Genomic DNA, 18,539 nt, shown 5'->3' on the forward strand with positions numbered 1-18,539 from the left:
ACCGATTGCGGGCAAGCCGGTAAAATATGAGTTTGTCCGAGCATAGCATCCGACCGAACCCCATGAGCACGATCTTTACGCCCCCCGTCTCGCCAGCTACGCCGAGCGCGAGCGATACCGCCGCATCGGTCCAGACCCTGACCCTTGCGCGTCCCGACGACTGGCACTTGCACCTGCGCGACGGCGCGACGATGGCCGCCGTGCTGCCGCATACCGCACGGCAATTCGGGCGCGCGATCGTGATGCCGAACCTGAAGCCGCCGGTCACGACCGTCGCTATGGCCGCTGCCTACCGTGCGCGGATTCTCGCTGCACTATCGGCCGCACCTTCAGGCGCACCCTCGGTCGCGACTTCAGGCGTCCCGTCGTTCGAGCCGCTGATGACCCTGTATCTGACCGACAACACCCCGGCCGACGAAATCCGTCGTGCCGTGGAGTCGGGCTTCGTGCACGGGGTGAAGCTTTACCCGGCCGGCGCGACGACCAACTCGGATGCTGGCGTGACAAGTCTCGCCAAATGCGCACCGGCCCTCGAGGCGATGCAGGAACTCGGCCTGCCGCTGCTCGTGCACGGCGAAGTCACCGATCCCGCGATCGACCTGTTCGACCGGGAAAAGGTCTTCATCGACAAGGTCATGATTCCGTTGCGGCGAGACTACCCGGCACTGCGCGTGGTGTTCGAACACATCACGACCGCCGAGGCGGCCGCCTACGTCCGCGACGCGGAGGCGACACCGGGGCAGCTTGGCGCGACGATCACCGCACACCATCTGCTCTACAACCGCAACGCAATCTTCCAGGGTGGCATCCGGCCGCATTATTACTGCCTGCCCGTGCTCAAACGGGAAACCCACCGGCTCGCGCTCGTCGAGGCGGCGACCTCGGGCAATCCGCGCTTTTTCCTCGGCACCGACAGTGCGCCGCACGAGAAGGGCACCAAGGAAAACGCGTGCGGCTGCGCCGGCTGCTACACCGCGTTGCATGCGCTCGAACTCTATGCCGAGGCATTCGACCACGCCGGGGCGCTGGCCCGACTCGAAGGCTTTGCGAGCTTCTTCGGCGCGGACTTCTACCGATTGCCGCGCAGTCGCGAACAGGTCACGCTGCGCCGTGAATCGTGGGCCTTGCCGGCCGAAGTGCCGATGGGCGAGGGCGCCAAGCTCGTGCCGCTGCGCGCGGGCGAGCAAATAGCCTGGCGGCTCGCCTGACGCTGCGTGCTAAACTCGCGTCCGCAGAGTGGGCCAGGCAGTCGCCGCCTTCGCAAGAAGGGGGAGGAAAGTCCGGACTCCAAAGGGCAGGGTGATGGCTAACGGCCATCCGTGGCAACACGCGGAACAGGGCAACAGAGAGCAGACCGCCGATGGCCCCGGGCGCAAGCCCGGTGGATCAGGTAAGGGTGAAACGGTGCGGTAAGAGCGCACCGCGTCTGCGGCGACGCAGACGGCACGGTAACCTCCACCCGGAGCAATTCCAAATAGGCAGGCACGCACCCTCGCGGTGCAGGACGGGGCCCCCGTTCGTCTGCGGGTAGGAAGCTTGAGCGCGTCAGTAATGGCGCGTCTAGAGGAATGACTGCCACGCGTGCCGGTAACGGCGCGTGCACAGAATCCGGCTTACCGGCCCACTTTGCCTTTTCGATTCAGACTGCCGCGACCCGCTTTTCGAGCGGGTCCTTGATCGGCTTCTTCGATTTTCTTCTTTGACCCGCTGGTTCGATCTGCTTTCGCGACCCGCTTCTTCGGTCGACTTCCCTGACCCGCCTGATCCGATTCAGCCTTCGACGATCTCGAACGAGTGCGTGAGCTCAGCCGTCTTCGCGAGCATGATCGATGCCGAGCAATACTTGTCGTGCGAGAGATTGATCGCGCGTTCGATCGTTGCCGGATTCAGATCATGGCCGGTCACCACGAAGTGGAAGTGGATCTTCGTGAATACCTTCGGGTCTTCCGAGGCGCGATCGGCCTTCAGCGACACGGTGCAGCCGCGGATATCCTGCCGGCTCTTCTTGGCGATCATCACGACATCGTAGGCGGTGCAGCCGCCCGTGCCGAGCAGTACCATTTCCATCGGCCGCGGCGCGAGGTTGCGGCCGCCGCCTTCCGGCGCGCCGTCCATCGTGACGAGGTGACCACTGCCCGTCTCCGCGGCGAACGCCATGCCGTCCTTGCCCATCCAGCTGATCTTGCATTCCATTTCTTCGACCCCTGCGTGTGTCCAGGCAGGCATTGTAGCGGGGCTGCGCAAGCCGGGTGCGCGAGCCTGGTTTGGTGCGTTGCGTCATGACACCGCACTGCGGGGTTTCCCTTGCCTTCTGGCTGCCCCGTCGGTGGTGCGGCGCAACCAGCACGAGGTCTTCTCGTTGAATTCGGCGATTTTGATGGGCAATGCGGAAGAATCCACTCGCCGGTAATTATCCTGCTATGAAAATCAGAATTCGTAAACTTGGTCATCTTGCATCGCACAACGCGGCTCTTTATAATTCCTTCCATTGGTTGGCGCAGCTTGCCACCTCCGCATGTCTCCTCCACCCTCCTCCAAGAGTGGATTAAGCCCGAACCCCGCGTTTGGGCTTTTTTTCGCCCATGCGCACGGCATTGAGCATCCAGGCCGCTGTTGGCTCGATGTCGATCCCTGGCATGGGATGTCGTGCGGAAATCGCGATTCAAGCCGTGGTTTTGCGACCGCCGCAAGGCGAAACCATTGTCCGCAAGCAGTTTCGGCTTGCTCCAGACGGCCAAATTCCTTTAGAATTCAGGGTTTTCCGCAAATGCCCGCGGAAAAAGTTTCAGGGAGAGCCTGCGCGGATCGCGAGCGCGACGCTCCGAAACGCCCGATTTCCGCGGTATCCAGCCGGACCTAAAAAGTCCGCGCAAGGTTGCCGGACGGGAGCCGGGCAGATCGGAAGACGTTTAGCCGACGGCCACCAACAAGCAGGAAGCAAGCAGGGCACTGACTTATTTTGGATCGATCATGAAGACTTTTTCCGCCAAGGCACATGAAGTGCAGCGCGAATGGTTCGTGATTGACGCGACGGACAAAGTTCTCGGCCGTGTCGCCAGCGAAGTGGCACGCCGTCTGCGCGGCAAACACAAGCCTGAATTTACCCCGCACGTCGATACGGGCGATTTCATCGTCATCATCAATGCCGGCAAACTCAAAGTAACCGGCAACAAGACGACGGACAAGAAGTACTACCGCCACTCGGGTTACCCGGGCGGTATCTACGAAACGACGTTTGGCAAGATGCAGGAACGCTTCCCGGGCCGTGCGCTCGAAAAAGCGGTCAAGGGCATGCTGCCGAAAGGCCCGCTCGGCTACGCCATGATCAAGAAGCTCAAGGTCTATGCTGACGCGACCCACCCGCATTCGGCTCAACAGCCGAAAGTGCTCGAGATCTAAGGGAGCCCCACTGTGATCGGTAATTGGAACTACGGTACGGGCCGCCGCAAGAGCGCGGTAGCGCGTGTCTTCATCAAGGCAGGCAAGGGCGACATCGTCGTCAACGGCAAGCCCATCGCTGACTATTTCTCGCGCGAAACGTCGCTGATGATCGTGCGCCAGCCGCTCGAACTGACGAGCCACGCGACCACGTTCGACATCAAGGTCAATGTGACCGGCGGTGGCGAAACGGGTCAGGCAGGTGCGGTTCGTCACGGCATCACGCGTGCGCTGATGGACTACGACGCTACGCTGAAGCCGCAACTGTCGAACGCCGGCTTCGTGACGCGCGATGCGCGTGAAGTCGAACGTAAGAAGGTCGGTTTCCACAAGGCACGTCGCAGGAAGCAGTTCTCGAAGCGTTAATCGCTTCGGTCGCGCAGGTTCCCGCGCCGGCTGGCGGGTTCCTGGCAGCGAAACGAAAAAAGCCGCAAGTTCAAAACTTGCGGCTTTTTTTTGTGACTGACACAGGGGGCCTGCACTTGAAAAACCCCTTTGCCGACATGACGTTGCGATAAAGCCTACAATGGTGTCCAAAGCCTCTGGGAGAAGTCCATGAATGCAGTAACCGATACCGCTGTCGCGGAAATGCCGATGCCGCTGGTGTTCACCGATAGCGCCGCTGACAAGGTCAAGCAGTTGATCGATGAAGAAGGCAATCCGGCACTGAAGCTCCGCGTATTCGTCCAGGGTGGCGGCTGCTCGGGCTTCCAGTATGGATTTACGTTCGACGAGGAAGTCGGCGACGACGATACCGTCATGACGAAGGCCGGCGTCCAGCTGTTGATCGACTCGATGAGCTACCAGTATCTGGTCGGCGCCGAGATCGACTACAAGGACGATATCAACGGTGCTCAGTTCGTCATCAAGAACCCGAATGCAACCACGACCTGTGGCTGCGGTTCGTCGTTCTCGGTTTAAGAACAAGTCAGTGGTTGAGTGGGGATGACGACGCGCTTTCGTCATCAGTCACGTTAAAAAAACGCCTCTCGACGAGGCGTTTTTTTGTTAACTGTCAACTGCTGCTTCGCCTCTCCTGTATCCCTCTGCCTGCGGCTCGCGGCTAGCGGGGATAAAGCGCACCGAGCACGCGTGGACCTCTTGCGCCCGTGACCGTCACGAGGTTGCCCGGCTCGCGCCGCGTGAACCGGTAAGCGAGCCATGCGAACGCAAAGGCCTCGACATGATGGGGCGGCACGCCGAGCGCGGCGGTCGAATTCACCTCGGTACGCAAGCCCTTGCGGTTCAATGCTTCGTCGAGCATCGCCATCAATGCGGCGTTGTGTGCACCTCCCCCGCATACATAAAGCGCCGTGCAACCCTCCGCGTGGCGCGCGACATCGTTGGCAATCGTCTCCGCGGTCAATGCCGCGAGTGTGGCCTGGACATCGGCCGGCTCCGGCAGCACGGCGACTTCGCCGAGCCGCTGTGCAAGCCAGTCGGGATTGAAAAGATCGCGTCCCGTGCTCTTCGGCGGCGTGGCAACGAAATACGGATCGTCGAGCAAGGCGTCGAGCAGGTCCTCATCGACCGTGCCGCTTGCGGCAAATGCGCCGCCCTCGTCATAGGGCGTGCCGCGATGCTTCCCGACCCAGAAATCCATCAAGGCATTGCCGGGGCCGCAATCGAAGCCGGCGACCGAGCCGTCGGCGCGCAGTACCGTGATGTTGCTGATGCCGCCGATATTGCAGACCACACGCGTCTCGCCCTTGCGGCCAAACATCTTCGCGTGGAAAGCCGGTGCGAGAGGTGCGCCGTGACCGCCAGCGGCAACGTCGCGGCTGCGGAAATCGGCGATCACGTCGATGCCGCAGAGTTCGGCCAGCAAGGCGGGATTGTTGGTCTGCCGCGTGAAGCCGAGTTCAGGCCGGTGACGGATGGTCTGCCCGTGGACGCCGACACCGCGCACGTCGGCGGCGGCGAGGCCTGTCTTTTCGAGCAAGGCATGGCAGACCGCCGCATACCGTTCGGCCAGAGCATTGGCGGCTCTCGCCTCGTGCTGGATTTCATCCGGCCCCGGGGCCTGGAGGCGATGCAGCAGGGTCTTGAGGTCCGCTGGAAAATCGGCGAAAGCTTCCGCCAGCACACGCGGATGCGCCGCATCGGCAAAGTCGACCGCGAGGCCGTCGACGCCGTCGAGGCTCGTTCCCGACATCAAACCAAAAAACACCTGCTGGGCCATGGCTGCTCCTGGGAGTCGATCATCGGCGGAGCCAGGGCGCGCATCAGGGCGATCTGCCCGGTCAAGCGTTCGGTCTGCCGACGCAATGTTCGTCATTGTGCATCGCCCGGCGCGCCCTGCGCGAGGATTTCGGGGTGCAACGGGTCGATCGGCTGGTCGCTGCGGTGTACCTTGAAGTGCAGGCGCTGGCCGGTCGCCCCGCACATGGCATACTACGCAGCCGGGCTCGACAAGGTCGATCGATGAAGCACGAAGCGAACCCGTGCGCAATTGCGCACCCGACTCGCCGCCGCTACCACCGGTGAGCCATCGCAAAAAACGTGCGGCACCGGGCCATGACCGGCCCATGCACGAAGATCGTCGCAGTGTAGCGAGCGCTTTCGCCGCAAAACGTCAGCCGATTTCCAATTCCTTTCAGTCAATCTCAGCATGACCAGTCCGCAATCGTCCGCCCCCATTTACCCCCTGACCGATGAAGTCCGCCACGCGCTGAACGTCGCCAAGCGCGGCTGCGACGAACTGCTGATCGAAGACGAATTCGCGCAGAAGCTCGCCCGGAGCGCGGCCACAGGCAAGCCGCTGCGCATCAAGCTGGGCCTCGATCCGACTGCACCCGATCTTCATCTCGGCCACACGGTCGTGCTCAACAAGATGCGGCAATTGCAGAATCTCGGCCATCAGGTGATCTTCCTGATCGGCGACTTCACCTCGTTGATCGGCGATCCGTCGGGTCGCAACGCGACGCGGCCGCCGCTCACGCGTGAGCAGATCGAGGAGAACGCGAAGACCTATTTCGAGCAGGCGGTCATGGTGCTCGACCGCGAGAAGACCGAGATCCGCTACAACAGTGAGTGGTCGCTCCCGCTCGGTGCGGACGGAATGATCAAGCTCGCCTCGCGCTACACAGTGGCGCGCATGCTCGAACGCGACGATTTCACCAAGCGCTATCAGGGTGGTGTACCGATCTCGGTGCACGAATTCCTGTACCCCCTGATGCAGGGCTACGATTCGGTGGCGCTCGAATCGGATCTCGAGCTCGGCGGCACCGACCAGAAGTTCAACCTGCTGGTCGGTCGCGAATTGCAGAAGCAATACGGCCAGGAGCCGCAGTGCATCCTGACCATGCCGCTGCTCGAAGGGCTCGACGGCGTCGAGAAGATGTCGAAGTCGAAGAACAACTACGTCGGCATCAAGGACCGTCCCGAGGACATGTTCGGCAAGCTCATGAGCATCTCGGACGTGCTGATGTGGCGCTATTTCGAACTGCTGTCGTTCCGCGACAGCGAGGAGATCGCGGGCTTTCGGCGTGAAACCGAAGCGGGCCGCAATCCGCGGGACTTCAAGGTGCTGCTCGGTCAGGAGATCGTCACGCGTTTCCATTCGGCGGCTGATGCCGCGGCTGCGCTCGAGGCATTCGATCGACGCGCGAAAGGCGGCATTCCCGACGATATCCCTGAGCTCAGCCTGAACGGCGCGCCGCTTGCGATCGGCGCCTTGCTCAAGCAGGCGGGCCTCGTGCCCTCGACGAGCGAGGCAATGCGCAATATCGAGCAGGGCGGCGTGCGCATCGACGGCACGCCGATCGCCGACAAGGCGCTCAAGCTTGACGCGGGCACCTTCGTCGTCCAGGTCGGCAAACGCAAATTCGCGCGCGTGACCTTGTCGGCTTGAACGAAGGGGCCGCCGCGCGTGCGCTTCGAGTACGTACACGTGGTGGCGCCCCGCGTATGCCATGTACCTCGCTTGCCTGATGTACTTCCGCGCTGATTCTTATTGACCGTACAACTAACCGGACTCCTGCATGCCGACCACGATGATCCTGATTCGCCACGGCGAAACCTCATGGAACGCGATCAAGCGGATTCAGGGATTCACGGACATACCGCTCAATGAACTGGGCTTGCGTCAGGCCGCTGAACTCGGTGAACGGTTTGCGCGATCGAGGGCGGCCGGCAGCGACCTGTCGGACTCACTCGCTGCGAGCCTCAACGAAGCCGATGCGGGCGGAGGGCTCGATCGGAAGCCGGTTGCCGCGATCTATGTGAGTGACCTCCAGCGCGCGCGCCAGACCGCTGCACCGGTTGGCCGCGCGCTGGGTCTCGTGCCGGTGCCGATGGCGACGCTGCGCGAGCGCAATTATGGCTGCTTCGAAGGACTCGATCCGAGTGAGATCGAGAGCCGCTATCCCGAACAATTCATTGAATGGCAGAGTCGCGATCCCGAATTCGGGCCCGACAATGGGGAATCGCCGCGGGTCTTCCATGATCGTGTGGTAGCGGCATTGCGCGGGCTTGCCGCGCGTCATCCCGACGAACGGCTGGTCGTGGTCGCACATGGCGGGGTGCTCGATAACGCGCGGCGTTATGCCTTGTCATTGGCGCTTGGCCGCGAACGAGACTACCTGCTGCTGAACGCGAGCATCAACATCGTCAAATTCACCGCAACCAGTGCGCAGGTGATTCGCTGGGCCGACGTTTCGCATCTCGAGGGCAGCGAGGCCCGCGACGATACGCGAGCGGTGCAGGTGGATACGCGGGTGCTTTGAAGTACCTGTCAGGTCAGGTTCCAGAGATCCTTGATCGGACCCGCGTCGGGAGCTGCGAGGCCGAAATGCCGGTACGCGAGCAGCGTGGCCACGCGGCCGCGCGGGGTGCGCTGCAGGAAGCCCTGCTGAATCAGATACGGTTCGAGCACATCCTCGATCGTGTCGCGTTCCTCGCCGATTGCCGCGGCGAGATTGTCCACGCCGACCGGGCCGCCGTCGAACTTCTGCAGGATGGCTTCGAGCAGCTTGCGGTCCATCAGGTCGAAGCCCACCGCATCGACATCGAGCATCTTGAGCGCCGCATCGGCGACGGAGGCGCTGATCCGGCCGTCGGCCTTCACCTCCGCATAATCGCGCACGCGCCGCAGCAGCCGGTTGGCGATCCGCGGCGTGCCGCGCGAGCGCTTCGCGATCTCGAACGCGCCATCTTCAACGATCGAGGCGCCGAGCAACTGCGCGGAACGCAACACGATGCGCGTAAGCTCCGTGGCGTTATAGAACTCGAGCCGCGCGACGATCCCGAACCGGTCGCGTAGCGGATTGGTCAGCATGCCGGCCCGCGTGGTCGCCCCGATCAGCGTGAACGGCTGGAGGTCGAGCTTGACGCTGCGCGCCGCCGGGCCTTCGCCGATCATGATGTCGATCTGATAGTCCTCGAGCGCCGGGTACAGGATTTCCTCGACGACCGGCGAGAGCCGGTGGATCTCGTCGATGAACAAGACATCGTTCGCTTCGAGGTTGGTCAGCAGCGCGGCGAGGTCGCCGGCGCGTTCGAGCACGGGGCCCGACGTCTGGCGCAGGTTGACGCCCATCTCGCGCGCGATGATGTGCGCAAGCGTCGTCTTGCCCAGACCCGGGGGGCCGAACAGCAGCACGTGATCGAGCGCTTCGCTGCGACCGCGCGCTGCCTGGATGAAGATCTCGAGCTGGCTACGGACTTTTTCCTGGCCGACATATTCATCGAGGAGCCGAGGCCGCAGCGCGCGCTCGAACGCTTCCTCGTTCGGCGACGTCGGGGTGGCGGCAATCACGCGCTCGCCGGCGAGTTTGTCGGTTTCGATCATGGGGACGATTGTACAGTGGCGGCCCGCGCGCTTTTATTTCGACAGCGCCTTCAGCGCATGCTTGATGCCATCGGAGACACCCGTGCCGGCTGGCACGGTCTTGACGGCGCTCAATGCTTCTTTTTCGGAATAGCCGAGCGCGAGCAGGGCATTGAGCACGTCGCTCGCATGATCGGTCGCGGGCAGGCCGCCGGCGGCGACACCGAGATCGGCGCCGAGCTTGCCCTTGAGTTCGAGCATCAGGCGCTCGGCAGTTTTTTTGCCGATGCCGGGCACGCGGGTCAGGCGCGCGGCATCCTGGAGCGTCACGGCCTGTGCGAGTTCGCCGACGCTCATGCCCGACAGCACCGAGAGCGCCATGCGCGCGCCGATTCCGGTGATCTTGACGAGCTCGCGAAACGCCGCGCGTTCGTTGGCGGTCGCAAAGCCGAAGAGTTGATGCGCGTCTTCGCGAATGATCTGCTGGGTCAGCAGCACGATGCGCTCGCCGAGCGGCGGCAGGTTGTAGAACGTGCTCATCGGCACGTCGATTTCATAGCCGACGCCGTTGCAGTCGACGAGCAGATGCGGGGGATTCTTTTCCAGCAGGACGCCGGCAATTCGACCGATCATGGCGAGGCAGCAGAAGGTAAAGCGCGAGTGTAGCTGAAGCGACCCATTAGCCGATCAGACGGCCGCCTCGCACGCGATACCCCTTCTTTGCGAGTCCCGGTGCAAGCTTGCCGATTGCCGCGACCGTGTCGGCGCTGTGTGCATGGCAGATCGCCACGCCGAGCGCATCGGCCGCATCGGTCGTCGGCGTGCCCGACAGCACGAGCAGGCGCACGATCATGTCCTGGACCTGCGATTTCGTCGCGCGTCCCGTGCCGACGATCGCCTGCTTGAGCTGGAGCGCCGTGTATTCGGCAACCGGCAAACCGCCGGCCACCAGGCCCGCGATGGCCGCACCGCGCGCCTGGCCGAGCAGCAGGGTCGATTGCGGATTGACGTTGACGAAGACCTTCTCGATCGATGCCTGATCGGGCCGGTGCTGTTCGATCAGCGTCGTGATACTGCTGAAGATCGTGCCGAGCCGGCTTGGCAAGTCGCCCGTGGCTGTCCGGATGACACCCGAGGCGACATAGCTGAGCTTTTGCCCGTGCTTGTCGATGACGCCGAACCCCGTGACACGCAGGCCAGGGTCGATCCCGAGGATACGCAAGGTCGGCGACTCTCGATGAAGGGGGCGGAAGGAGGACGAACGCCTGGCTCAGTGCCGGAAGTGCCGTGTGCCCGTGAGCACCATCGCAATCTTGTGCTCATCGGCAGCGGCGATCACTTCCTCGTCGCGCACCGAACCGCCCGGCTGGATCACGCAGGTCGCACCCGCGGCGACGACCACATCGAGACCGTCGCGGAACGGGAAAAACGCATCCGATGCGACCGCCGAACCGTTGAGCACGAGGCCCGCATTCTGCGCCTTGATGCTCGCGATGCGCGCCGAGTCGACCCGGCTCATCTGGCCCGCACCGACGCCGAGCGTCATGCCATCCGCGCAGAATACGATCGCATTGGACTTCACGAATTTGGCGACGCGCCAGGCGAACAACAGGTCTTCCATTTCCTTCGGACTCGGCTGACGCTGCGTCACGACACGCAGCTCGCTTGCCTGCACATTCCTGGCGTCGGCCGACTGCACGAGCAGGCCGCCGCCCACGCGCTTGAAGTCAAACGGATTGTGCACATCGCGATCGGCATCGCTCAGCGGGATCTGCAGCAGGCGCACGTTCTGCTTGGCTGCGAACACGGCCTTCGCGGCCGCGCTGAACGAAGGTGCGAGCAACACTTCGACGAACTGCTTCGCAACGGCCTGCGCCGCGGCTTCGTCGACTTCGACATTGAAGGCGATGATGCCGCCGAACGCCGAGGTCGGATCGGTCTTGAACGCCTTCCCATAGGCCTCGAGCGGGTTCGCACCGAGCGCGACGCCGCACGGGTTCGCATGCTTGATGATCACGCAGGCCGGTCCCTGCATCGTCTTCACACATTCCCAAGCGGCATCCGCATCGGCGATGTTGTTGTACGAGAGTTCCTTGCCCTGCAACTGCGTGTAGTTCGCGAGCGAACCGGAAGGCACCACGATATCGCGATAGAAGGCTGCCTGCTGATGAGGGTTCTCGCCGTAGCGCAGGTCCTGGACCTTGTCGAAGGCGAGGTTCAGCGTGGCGGGGTAGGCATTGCGGGTCTGGTGCGCGCGATCCTCACCGAGGCTCGTCAGGTAGTTCGTGATCGCGCCGTCGTACTGCGCGGTGTGCGCGAACACCTTGGTCGAGAGGCGGAAGTTGGTCGAATAGCCGACCGTGTTGCCGTTCGCGCGCATTTCATCGAGCACGACCGCGTAGTCGGCGGGGTCGACGATGACCGTCACGTCGCGATGATTCTTCGCGGCCGAACGCAGCATCGCCGGACCGCCGATGTCGATGTTCTCGATCGCGTCCTCGAGTGTGCAGTCGTCCTTCGCGATGGTCTCGCGAAACGGGTAGAGATTGACGACCATCAGGTCGATCGTCGGGATGCCGTGCTCTTCGAGCTTGGCCATGTGCGCGGGCAGGTCGCGCCGCGCGAGAATGCCGCCGTGCACCTTCGGATGCAGCGTCTTCACCCGCCCGTCGAGCATTTCCGGAAAACCGGTGTAGTCGGCGACTTCCGTCACCTTGAGGCCCGCATCGGCGAGCAGTTTGGCGGTGCCGCCCGTCGAGAGCAGCGATACGCCCAGGGCGGAGAGCGACTTGGCAAACTCGACGATGCCCGACTTGTCGGAAACGGAAATAAGCGCTTGCTTGATCATGGCGATGAGGAACGCAAAAGGGAAAGCGGGCGGATAAGTGGCCGGTCGGGGGACCGGTTGAAATATCATTGAAAGATCGACTGAAGGATGACCTGGGGATCGCTGAAAGACCGCCAGGGACCACCCGTAGGCCGGGTAAGCCGCCGCAAGACGAACCGTACTGCGAATCGGGTCGCCGCGATACTCGGCAACGCCAAGTGGGCCGCGGTTCGCGGTTTACTCGGGGCTTACAACAGCCCGTGCTGCTGCAGCTTCTTGCGCAGCGTATTGCGGTTAATGCCGAGAAACTCGGCCGCGAGCGACTGATTGCCGTTTGCATGCTCGAGAACGAGTTCGAGCATCGGTTTCTCGACGATCGAAATCACCATTTCATAGATATCATGCGGGCGCGAGCCGTCCAGGTCCTGGAAGTACACGCCAAGGCTGTCGCGCACGGATTGTTCGATGTTGTTCTTGCTCATGCTGCTAGTCGATCGAGATTGTCGGGTCCGCCCTCGGTGTCGCCCGCTGCCACGTCACTGTAGATCAGTCGGTCCGAGAACTGCTCCTGCTCGTCAAAGAATGCATTGACGGCGGCGAGTTGTTCACGGGTGGAATCGAGCGTATTCATCCGGTGGCGGAATCCCTGTGCGCCGGAAAGGCCGCGAGTGTACCAGCCGATGTGCTTGCGTGCCGTGCGCACGCCCGTAAATTCACCATAGAACGCATAGTGATCTTCGAGGTGATGGTTCATCACCTGGCGGATCTCGTCGATCCGCGGCGCGGGCAGCAATTCGCCATGCAGCAGGAAATGTTCGATCTCGCGAAACAGCCAGGGGCGGCCCTGCGCGGCGCGGCCGATCATCAATGCATCGGCACCGGTCTGTTCGAGCACGAATTTGGCCTTGGCCGGCGTCGTGATGTCGCCGTTCGCGACGACCGGTATCGACACGGACTGCTTGACCGCGGCGATCGTCTCGTACTCGGCGGCGCCATGATAGAGGTCGGCCCGCGTGCGGCCGTGCACGGTCAGCATCGAGATGCCGGCCTGTTCGGCAATGTGCGCGATGCTCAGCGCATTGCGGTGATCGGGATGCCACCCGGTACGGATCTTCAGCGTGACCGGTACGGCGTCGGGGCCGGTGCCTACCGCGCCGACGACCGCCTCGACGATGCGCTGGACGAGCGGTTCGTTCTGCAACAAGGCTGACCCGGCCGCGACGTTGCAGACCTTTTTCGCGGGACAGCCCATATTGATATCGATGATCTGCGCGCCGCGATCGACATTGAAGCGCGCGGCTTCGGCCATCATGGCGGGATCGGCGCCGGCGATCTGCACCGCGATCGGTTCGACTTCGCCTGTATGGTTCGCGCGGCGCAAGGTCTTTTCGCTATTCCACAACTGCGCGTTCGAGGCGACCATTTCGGACACTGCATAACCCGCGCCGAGCCGCTTGCAAAGCTGCCGGAAAGGGCGATCCGTGACGCCGGCCATGGGGGCGACGAACAGATTGTTGCGCAGTGTATGACGGCCGATCGAAGGCATGGCTAAGGCGCGGACACCCTCGTTGAAGGGCAGGTTAGCGTGGAAAGATGCGTATTTTACAGGCAAACAAAACTCAACTTGAATCGCCTCACGCTTAAATCTTCAAGCGCGCAAAATATTCCGATTCGACAAGCGGGCGTGGGTCGCCACTCGCCGAAATCGGTCAGGCCCCGGCTCCTCCGCCGACACACAAGTCTTGCCATGGACCCTGCTGCTTGCATTGATGTACTGATAAGCGATAAGCGAGGGCCTAGCGACGCTGACCAAACATCATGTGCCGTGCGAGCGCACGCTTTGCCGATGGTGCGAGGTCGAGCGCGGCAAGTGCGAGTCCGCGCAGCCCTGCAAGCGGTCCGAGATCGATCGTGAACGCACGTGCCATCGTATCGGTGAGGCCAATCGTGAGGCGGCGGTCGAGCGTGCGGCGTTTGGCGAAATCGGCGAGCGCCTCGGGCGTCGCGCCATGCTTCGCAAAACTGTCGACCAGGGTATGCGCGTCGCGCAGACCGAGGTTAAGGCCCTGACCCGCGACCGGGTGCAAGGTTTGCGCTGCGTTGCCGATCGCGACTGTGCGACCGTCAACCGGTTGGGCAAGCGCGATCAGTCCGAGCGGGAACGCGGCGCGCCCCGCGATCGAGGTGAAGCGGCCCATGCGTGCGCCGAACGCCTCGCCGAGTTCCGCGAGAAAGGCTTCATCCGACAGCGCGAGGCGGCGTTGCGCGTGCTCGGGTTCGCCACACCAGACGAGCGCGTACTTGCAGCGTGCGGCGTCCGTGCTGTCGTCGAGCGGCAGCAGGGCGAGCGGGCCCGCGTGGGTGAAGCGTTCCCAGGCTGTATGGCGTTGCGGTGCGCTTACGGTGACGACACCGACGATCGCGGTCTGCTCATAGTCACGCTGGTGTTTTGCGATGCCGGACGCGAGGCGCCGGGGTACCGGCTCGGACGTTCGGAACAGGCCGCCCTCCGCGTTGACGAGCACGCGCGCGTTGAGCGTCTTGCCCGCACCGTTTGCATCGAGCGTCAGCGTCACGCCTTGCGCATGCTGCGCGGAGGCCGTCGCGCTCGCCAATGTCACATCGACACCTGCGCGCGCGGCACCGTCGGCGAGTGCACCGACCAGCGCGCCATAACGCACGACATAACCGAGCGCGGGCACGTCGTGTTCGTCGTGCTCGATCAGCGCGCGGCCGAAGCTCCCGCGTTGTGACACATGGATGCGTTCGATCGCCGTGGCCTGGCGCGGCCAGCCCACCGGCTCGAGCAGGATGCGGCTGCCGTGCGACAAGGCGAGCGCGCGCGGATCGTCGAGCGCCGCATGCGGTGGGCGCGCATCGAGCAGGCAGACCGACAACTGCGCGGTCGCGCCGCGCCGCGCGAGCCAGCTCGCCAGCGCGAGCCCCACGGGGCCCGCGCCGACGATGGCGATGTCGCAATCGAGACTGGAATGGAGATCGGAAGCGGTCATCGGTTCAACATCAGGTGTTCGATCTCGTCGATGGCGACGGGGACATCGCGCGTGAGCAGTTCGCAGCCTTGTGCCGTCACGACCGCGTCGTCCTCGATCCGGATGCCGATGTTCCAGTACGCTTCAGGCACGTCCTCCGCCGCGCGCACGTAGAGGCCGGGTTCGATCGTCAAGGTCATGTCCGGCTCGAGCGGGCGCCGTGTGCGTACGCGCTCGGGGACCGGAGTACGCGATGTAGAGGCGCCGGGCTCCAGCGGTGTGAAGTAGTCGCCGACGTCATGCACGTCCATGCCGATCCAGTGGCTCGTGCTGTGCATATAGAAACGCCGGTAGGCCTTCTGTTCGATCACATCGTCGAGGCGGCCGACCGTGTTGCTTTCGAGCAGGCCGGTATCGAGCATGCCCTGCGCGAGCACCCGGACCGCCGCATCGTGGGGCGCATCGTAGCTCACGCCTGCGCGCGTCGCGTCGATGGCGGCCTGCTGGGCCGCGAGCACGATCGCATAGAGCTCGCGCTGCGGGCCGGTGAATCGTCCGTTGGCGGGGAATGTGCGCGTGATGTCGGAGGCATATCCATCGAGTTCGCAGGCCGCGTCGATCAGGATCAGCTCGCCGTCGCGCGCGGCGGCATTACCCGCGGGGTAGTGGAGCACGCATGCATTCGCGCCGCTCGCGACAATCGAACCGTAGGCGGGACCCTGCGCACCCTGGCGGCGGAATTCATAGAGCAGTTCGGCTTCGAGTTCGTACTCGCGGATCCCCGCGCGACTCGCGCGCATTGCGCGGACATGAGCAGCCGCGGAGATGCGGCCGGCACGGCGCATGATGGCGAGCTCGTGCGCATCCTTGCGCAGGCGCATTTCGTCGATCGGCTTGCGCACGTCGCAGGCCACGGCCGGGGCGATCACGCCGACGCGCGATCTCGCACGCACCGCATCGAGCCATTGCCGTACGCGGGCATCGAGTTCGGCCGACGAGCCGAGTGCATAGTGGAGCGATGAAGCGTGCTCGAGCAAGCCGGGTACCTGCGTATCGAGTTCTTCGAGCGGATAGGCGGCGCTGAACCCGAACTGCTCGCGCGCCGCTTCGGGCCCGTAGTGGAAGCCTTCCCATGTCTCGCGCTCGACGTTCTTCGCGCGGCAAAATAGCGTTGTCTCGCGCGTCGTACCGTCGAGCACGACCCACGCGTCGGGCTCGGTGAAACCGGTCAGGTAATAAAACGAGCTGTCGTGCCGGTAAGGATATTCGGTATCGAGATTGCGGATCGCGGTCGGCGCGGTGCGCAGGATCGCGATGCCGCCGCTCGTGGCGAGGTGATCGAGCAGGCGCTCGCGGCGGGCGCGGCAGATCTCGGCGGTGCGTATGCGCGTGCCGGCGAGGTCCGCGAGGGCGGGTTCGGTGGCGATGTTCATGGTGGAATTGTAGCGCCCGGGCCTTCGGCCGCACGCAGCAGCGCGTCGATTTCGGCGAGATGCGCGGGCGTGCCGACATTGCGCCACAGCCCGTCATAGCGCTCGCCGCTGGCGCGGCCCTGGGCGATCGTGTCGAAGAAATAGGGCGTCAGCGCGTGCTGGGTGCCGGGCACGATCGTGTGGAACATGCGGCTGTCGTACACGCCGATACTGCCAAAGGTCAGCCGAGGCCAGCGGGGCGACTCGTCGGTCACGAGCCAGCCGTCCTCGCGCAGCGTAAAGTCGCCGCGCGGATGATAGGGCGGATTCGGCACGACGACGAGGTGCATGCCCGGTATCGCCTCGCCGGCCATGCGTCGCGCGGTCGGCAGCAGGCTGGCATAGTCGAACGCGGTATAGAGGTCGCCCGCGATCGCGACGAAGATGGACGGGGTGCCGGCCGGTTCGAGCAGGGGCAGCGCCTGTGCGATGCCGCCTGCCGTTTCAAGTGCGCTGTGTTCGGCCGAGTAGCGCAGGGTCACGCCCCATTGCGAGCCGTCGCCCAGGCGCGCCTCGAACTGTTCGCCAAGCCATGCGTGGTTGATCACGATGGTCTTGAAGCCCGCACGTGCGAGGCTTTCGATTTGCCAGACGATCAGCGGCTTGCCGCCGGCTTCGAGCAGCGGTTTCGGACAGTGGTCGGTCAAGGGGCGCATCCGGTCGCCGCGGCCCGCGGCAAAGATCATTGCAAGGGTCGTCATCTCTTAGTCCTGCAGCGCTTCATCGCCGGTCTTCAGAAGGTATATCCAACCGCGGGCGCCTGGCCTTCGAGTTGGTCGAGCAGGCGCGCGAGCGGCGCGAGCGGACGGTAGCGCAGGGCGACCTTGCGCGCATAGGCGATGAAACGCGGCAGGTCTTCGAGGTAGCGCGGCTTGCCGTCGCGATACGCGAGCCGCGCGAACAGGCCGAGGATCTTGATGTGGCGTTGCAGGCCGATCCACTCGAGCTCCCGGTAGAACTCGCCGAAATCCGAGCGCACCGGCAGGCCAGCCTTCTTCGCCTGTTCCCAGTACCAAACAAAGCAGTCAAGTTCGACCTCCTCGTCCCAGCTGATGAACGCGTCGCGCAGCAGCGACGCGACATCGTAGGCGATCGGGCCCTCGACGGCGTCCTGGAAGTCGAGCACGCCGGGGTTGGGCGTGCAGACCATCAGATTGCGCGGCATGAAGTCGCGCAGCATGAAGCACTGCGGCTGGGCGAGCGCGCTGTCGGCGAGCGCCCGGAACACCGGCGCGAGCGTGGTGCGATCGGCGGCCACCTGGGCCTCGCTGCGGCCCAGGTGGCGCTCGAGGTACCACTCGGGAAACAGATTCATCTCGCGTTGGAGGAACGCGTCGTCGAACAACGGCAGCACACCGGGCCGGGAACTGGCCTGCCAGCGGATCAGGGTGCCCAGCGCGTCGCGCAGCAGCGGCACCGCTTCGGCCGGGCGGGCGGGATCGAGGACATCGATGTAGGCCGTCCGACCGAGGTCGGTGACCAGCATGAAGCCTTGCTCGAGATCGCTGGCGAGCACGTCGGGCGCATGAACGCCCGCGTGCGCGAGCAGGCCCGCGATCTGTACGAATTCGCGGCACTTTTCGGGGGGCGGGGCATCGACCGCGATGACACTTTGTTGCGTGCCTTTATTACCGGACCTTCCAGCCTGGGTTTCAGCCTGCAGTTCGGCGTGTAGCTCGGTCTGTGACGCGCAGTCGAGCCGGAAGTAGCGGCGCGCGCTCGCATCCGCGGAAGCCGGCGCGAGGGTCGAAACCTGCAGGCCGCGCGGCGCGGCGAGGCCCGCCAGCCAGTCGCGGAGCTGGTCGAGTCGTGGATCGGGAGCAGGCATCGGGATGAACGGACTTGAAAGAAGTAGTGGACAAAAAAAAAGGAAACAGCGGAGCAGCGACGCCCAAACCGGAGGCAAAAGACGCAAAAATGAGACGCAGAAAGCCGTCGCAAGGAGGTGTTACGACAAAGTCGGGGCCTTGTAGGCGTTGCAAGGCCGCCATCAAAACGTCTTGCCATATAATACCCCACGACTTTTTACGCGCGACCCGCGC

19 protein-coding genes and 1 other RNA gene are annotated in these 18,539 nt (G+C 63.9%); 8 read left to right on the top strand and 12 right to left on the bottom strand.

The annotated features are described in order from the left end of the window. Positions 1-62 precede the first annotated feature (62 nt). The gene (pyrC, locus tag HV670_RS04350) at positions 63-1,208 is read left to right on the top strand and encodes a dihydroorotase (protein ID WP_175103424.1); all 1,146 of its coding nucleotides are present in this window, start codon (positions 63-65) and stop codon (positions 1,206-1,208) included. A gap of 25 nt (positions 1,209-1,233) precedes the next feature. After that, positions 1,234-1,632: RNase P RNA component class A (rnpB, locus tag HV670_RS04355), an RNA gene on the top strand. Between the two features lie 138 nt (positions 1,633-1,770). Here the strand turns inward: rnpB and HV670_RS04360 are convergent. Beyond that, positions 1,771-2,193 carry an OsmC family protein gene (locus tag HV670_RS04360; RefSeq protein ID WP_175103425.1) on the bottom strand — a complete coding sequence of 141 codons (423 nt, stop codon included), beginning with the start codon at positions 2,191-2,193 and terminating at the stop codon, positions 1,771-1,773. A 401-nt stretch (positions 2,194-2,594) separates the two neighbouring features. On the opposite strand from HV670_RS04360, the gene HV670_RS04365 reads away from it, so the two are divergent. The 4 genes from HV670_RS04365 (at position 2,595) to erpA (ending at position 4,359) form a co-directional block, all read left to right on the top strand. Beyond that, positions 2,595-2,999, top strand: a complete 405-nt coding sequence (locus tag HV670_RS04365) for a hypothetical protein (RefSeq protein WP_217478356.1) — start codon at positions 2,595-2,597, stop codon at positions 2,997-2,999. After that, entirely contained in the window at positions 2,971-3,399 is a 429-nt protein-coding gene (gene rplM / locus HV670_RS04370; protein ID WP_175103427.1) for a 50S ribosomal protein L13, read from the top strand. The genes HV670_RS04365 and rplM overlap by 29 nt, the downstream gene beginning before the upstream one ends. Positions 3,400-3,411: 12 nt before the next feature. Continuing rightward, positions 3,412-3,804 carry a 30S ribosomal protein S9 gene (gene rpsI / locus HV670_RS04375; RefSeq protein ID WP_175103428.1) on the top strand — a complete coding sequence of 131 codons (393 nt, stop codon included), beginning with the start codon at positions 3,412-3,414 and terminating at the stop codon, positions 3,802-3,804. A 189-nt stretch (positions 3,805-3,993) separates the two neighbouring features. Continuing rightward, the gene (gene erpA, locus HV670_RS04380) at positions 3,994-4,359 is read left to right on the top strand and encodes an iron-sulfur cluster insertion protein ErpA (RefSeq protein WP_175103429.1); all 366 of its coding nucleotides are present in this window, start codon (positions 3,994-3,996) and stop codon (positions 4,357-4,359) included. 142 nt (positions 4,360-4,501) lie between these two features. On the opposite strand, the gene HV670_RS04385 is transcribed toward erpA, so the two are convergent. Continuing rightward, complete coding sequence (locus tag HV670_RS04385) at positions 4,502-5,620, bottom strand: anhydro-N-acetylmuramic acid kinase (protein WP_175103430.1); 1,119 nt, start codon at positions 5,618-5,620, stop codon at positions 4,502-4,504. 429 nt (positions 5,621-6,049) lie between these two features. On the opposite strand from HV670_RS04385, the gene tyrS reads away from it, so the two are divergent. Beyond that, complete coding sequence (gene tyrS / locus HV670_RS04390; protein ID WP_175103431.1) at positions 6,050-7,291, top strand: tyrosine--tRNA ligase; 1,242 nt, start codon at positions 6,050-6,052, stop codon at positions 7,289-7,291. A gap of 130 nt (positions 7,292-7,421) precedes the next feature. Beyond that, entirely contained in the window at positions 7,422-8,165 is a 744-nt protein-coding gene (locus HV670_RS04395) for a histidine phosphatase family protein (RefSeq protein ID WP_175103432.1), read from the top strand. Between the two features lie 8 nt (positions 8,166-8,173). Here HV670_RS04395 and ruvB read toward each other — a convergent pair whose 3' ends face one another. The 10 genes from ruvB to HV670_RS04445 form a co-directional block, all read right to left on the bottom strand. Beyond that, positions 8,174-9,229, bottom strand: a complete 1,056-nt coding sequence (ruvB, locus tag HV670_RS04400) for a Holliday junction branch migration DNA helicase RuvB (RefSeq protein ID WP_175103433.1) — start codon at positions 9,227-9,229, stop codon at positions 8,174-8,176. A gap of 33 nt (positions 9,230-9,262) precedes the next feature. Then, positions 9,263-9,841, bottom strand: a complete 579-nt coding sequence (gene ruvA, locus HV670_RS04405) for a Holliday junction branch migration protein RuvA (protein ID WP_175103434.1) — start codon at positions 9,839-9,841, stop codon at positions 9,263-9,265. Positions 9,842-9,887: 46 nt separating this feature from the next. Next, a complete protein-coding gene (gene ruvC / locus HV670_RS04410) occupies positions 9,888-10,430 on the bottom strand; it encodes a crossover junction endodeoxyribonuclease RuvC (protein WP_175103435.1) in 543 nt (180 codons plus the stop codon). A 48-nt stretch (positions 10,431-10,478) separates the two neighbouring features. Next, positions 10,479-12,056 (bottom strand): bifunctional phosphoribosylaminoimidazolecarboxamide formyltransferase/IMP cyclohydrolase, encoded by a 1,578-nt coding sequence (gene purH / locus HV670_RS04415; RefSeq protein WP_175103436.1) that lies wholly within the window; start codon positions 12,054-12,056, stop codon positions 10,479-10,481. A 227-nt stretch (positions 12,057-12,283) separates the two neighbouring features. Next, positions 12,284-12,517: a Fis family transcriptional regulator gene (locus HV670_RS04420; protein WP_175103437.1), complete on the bottom strand. Its 234-nt coding sequence runs from the start codon at positions 12,515-12,517 to the stop codon at positions 12,284-12,286. Further along, positions 12,514-13,581 carry a tRNA dihydrouridine synthase DusB gene (dusB, locus tag HV670_RS04425; protein WP_175103438.1) on the bottom strand — a complete coding sequence of 356 codons (1,068 nt, stop codon included), beginning with the start codon at positions 13,579-13,581 and terminating at the stop codon, positions 12,514-12,516. The genes HV670_RS04420 and dusB overlap by 4 nt, the downstream gene beginning before the upstream one ends. 250 nt (positions 13,582-13,831) lie before the next feature. Then, positions 13,832-15,046 (bottom strand): UbiH/UbiF/VisC/COQ6 family ubiquinone biosynthesis hydroxylase, encoded by a 1,215-nt coding sequence (locus HV670_RS04430; protein WP_175103439.1) that lies wholly within the window; start codon positions 15,044-15,046, stop codon positions 13,832-13,834. Continuing rightward, on the bottom strand, positions 15,043-16,458 hold the full coding sequence (locus HV670_RS04435; RefSeq protein ID WP_175103440.1) for an aminopeptidase P N-terminal domain-containing protein: 1,416 nt from the start codon (positions 16,456-16,458) through the stop codon (positions 15,043-15,045). Before HV670_RS04435 ends, HV670_RS04430 begins: the two co-directional genes overlap by 4 nt. Continuing rightward, positions 16,455-17,198 (bottom strand): N-acetylmuramate alpha-1-phosphate uridylyltransferase MurU, encoded by a 744-nt coding sequence (murU, locus tag HV670_RS04440; protein ID WP_246256986.1) that lies wholly within the window; start codon positions 17,196-17,198, stop codon positions 16,455-16,457. Before murU ends, HV670_RS04435 begins: the two co-directional genes overlap by 4 nt. Positions 17,199-17,230: 32 nt before the next feature. Next, on the bottom strand, positions 17,231-18,325 hold the full coding sequence (locus HV670_RS04445; RefSeq protein ID WP_175103441.1) for an aminoglycoside phosphotransferase family protein: 1,095 nt from the start codon (positions 18,323-18,325) through the stop codon (positions 17,231-17,233). Between the last annotated feature and the right edge of the window lie 214 nt (positions 18,326-18,539).

The organism is Pararobbsia alpina, from assembly GCF_902859895.1.
GTDB classification, from domain to species: Bacteria; Pseudomonadota; Gammaproteobacteria; order Burkholderiales; family Burkholderiaceae; genus Pararobbsia; species Pararobbsia alpina.

Coding starts and splice junctions, on each gene's coding strand:
- pyrC (WP_175103424.1), top strand. CDS start 63: ATGAGCACGATCTTTACGCCCCCCGTCTCGCCAGCTACGCCGAGCGCG.
- HV670_RS04360 (WP_175103425.1), bottom strand. CDS start 2,193: ATGGAATGCAAGATCAGCTGGATGGGCAAGGACGGCATGGCGTTCGCC.
- rplM (WP_175103427.1), top strand. CDS start 2,971: ATGAAGACTTTTTCCGCCAAGGCACATGAAGTGCAGCGCGAATGGTTC.
- erpA (WP_175103429.1), top strand. CDS start 3,994: ATGAATGCAGTAACCGATACCGCTGTCGCGGAAATGCCGATGCCGCTG.
- HV670_RS04385 (WP_175103430.1), bottom strand. CDS start 5,620: ATGGCCCAGCAGGTGTTTTTTGGTTTGATGTCGGGAACGAGCCTCGAC.
- tyrS (WP_175103431.1), top strand. CDS start 6,050: ATGACCAGTCCGCAATCGTCCGCCCCCATTTACCCCCTGACCGATGAA.
- HV670_RS04395 (WP_175103432.1), top strand. CDS start 7,422: ATGCCGACCACGATGATCCTGATTCGCCACGGCGAAACCTCATGGAAC.
- ruvB (WP_175103433.1), bottom strand. CDS start 9,229: ATGATCGAAACCGACAAACTCGCCGGCGAGCGCGTGATTGCCGCCACC.
- ruvA (WP_175103434.1), bottom strand. CDS start 9,841: ATGATCGGTCGAATTGCCGGCGTCCTGCTGGAAAAGAATCCCCCGCAT.
- purH (WP_175103436.1), bottom strand. CDS start 12,056: ATGATCAAGCAAGCGCTTATTTCCGTTTCCGACAAGTCGGGCATCGTC.
- HV670_RS04420 (WP_175103437.1), bottom strand. CDS start 12,517: ATGAGCAAGAACAACATCGAACAATCCGTGCGCGACAGCCTTGGCGTG.
- dusB (WP_175103438.1), bottom strand. CDS start 13,581: ATGCCTTCGATCGGCCGTCATACACTGCGCAACAATCTGTTCGTCGCC.
- HV670_RS04430 (WP_175103439.1), bottom strand. CDS start 15,046: ATGACCGCTTCCGATCTCCATTCCAGTCTCGATTGCGACATCGCCATC.
- HV670_RS04435 (WP_175103440.1), bottom strand. CDS start 16,458: ATGAACATCGCCACCGAACCCGCCCTCGCGGACCTCGCCGGCACGCGC.
- murU (WP_246256986.1), bottom strand. CDS start 17,198: ATGACGACCCTTGCAATGATCTTTGCCGCGGGCCGCGGCGACCGGATG.
- HV670_RS04445 (WP_175103441.1), bottom strand. CDS start 18,325: ATGCCTGCTCCCGATCCACGACTCGACCAGCTCCGCGACTGGCTGGCG.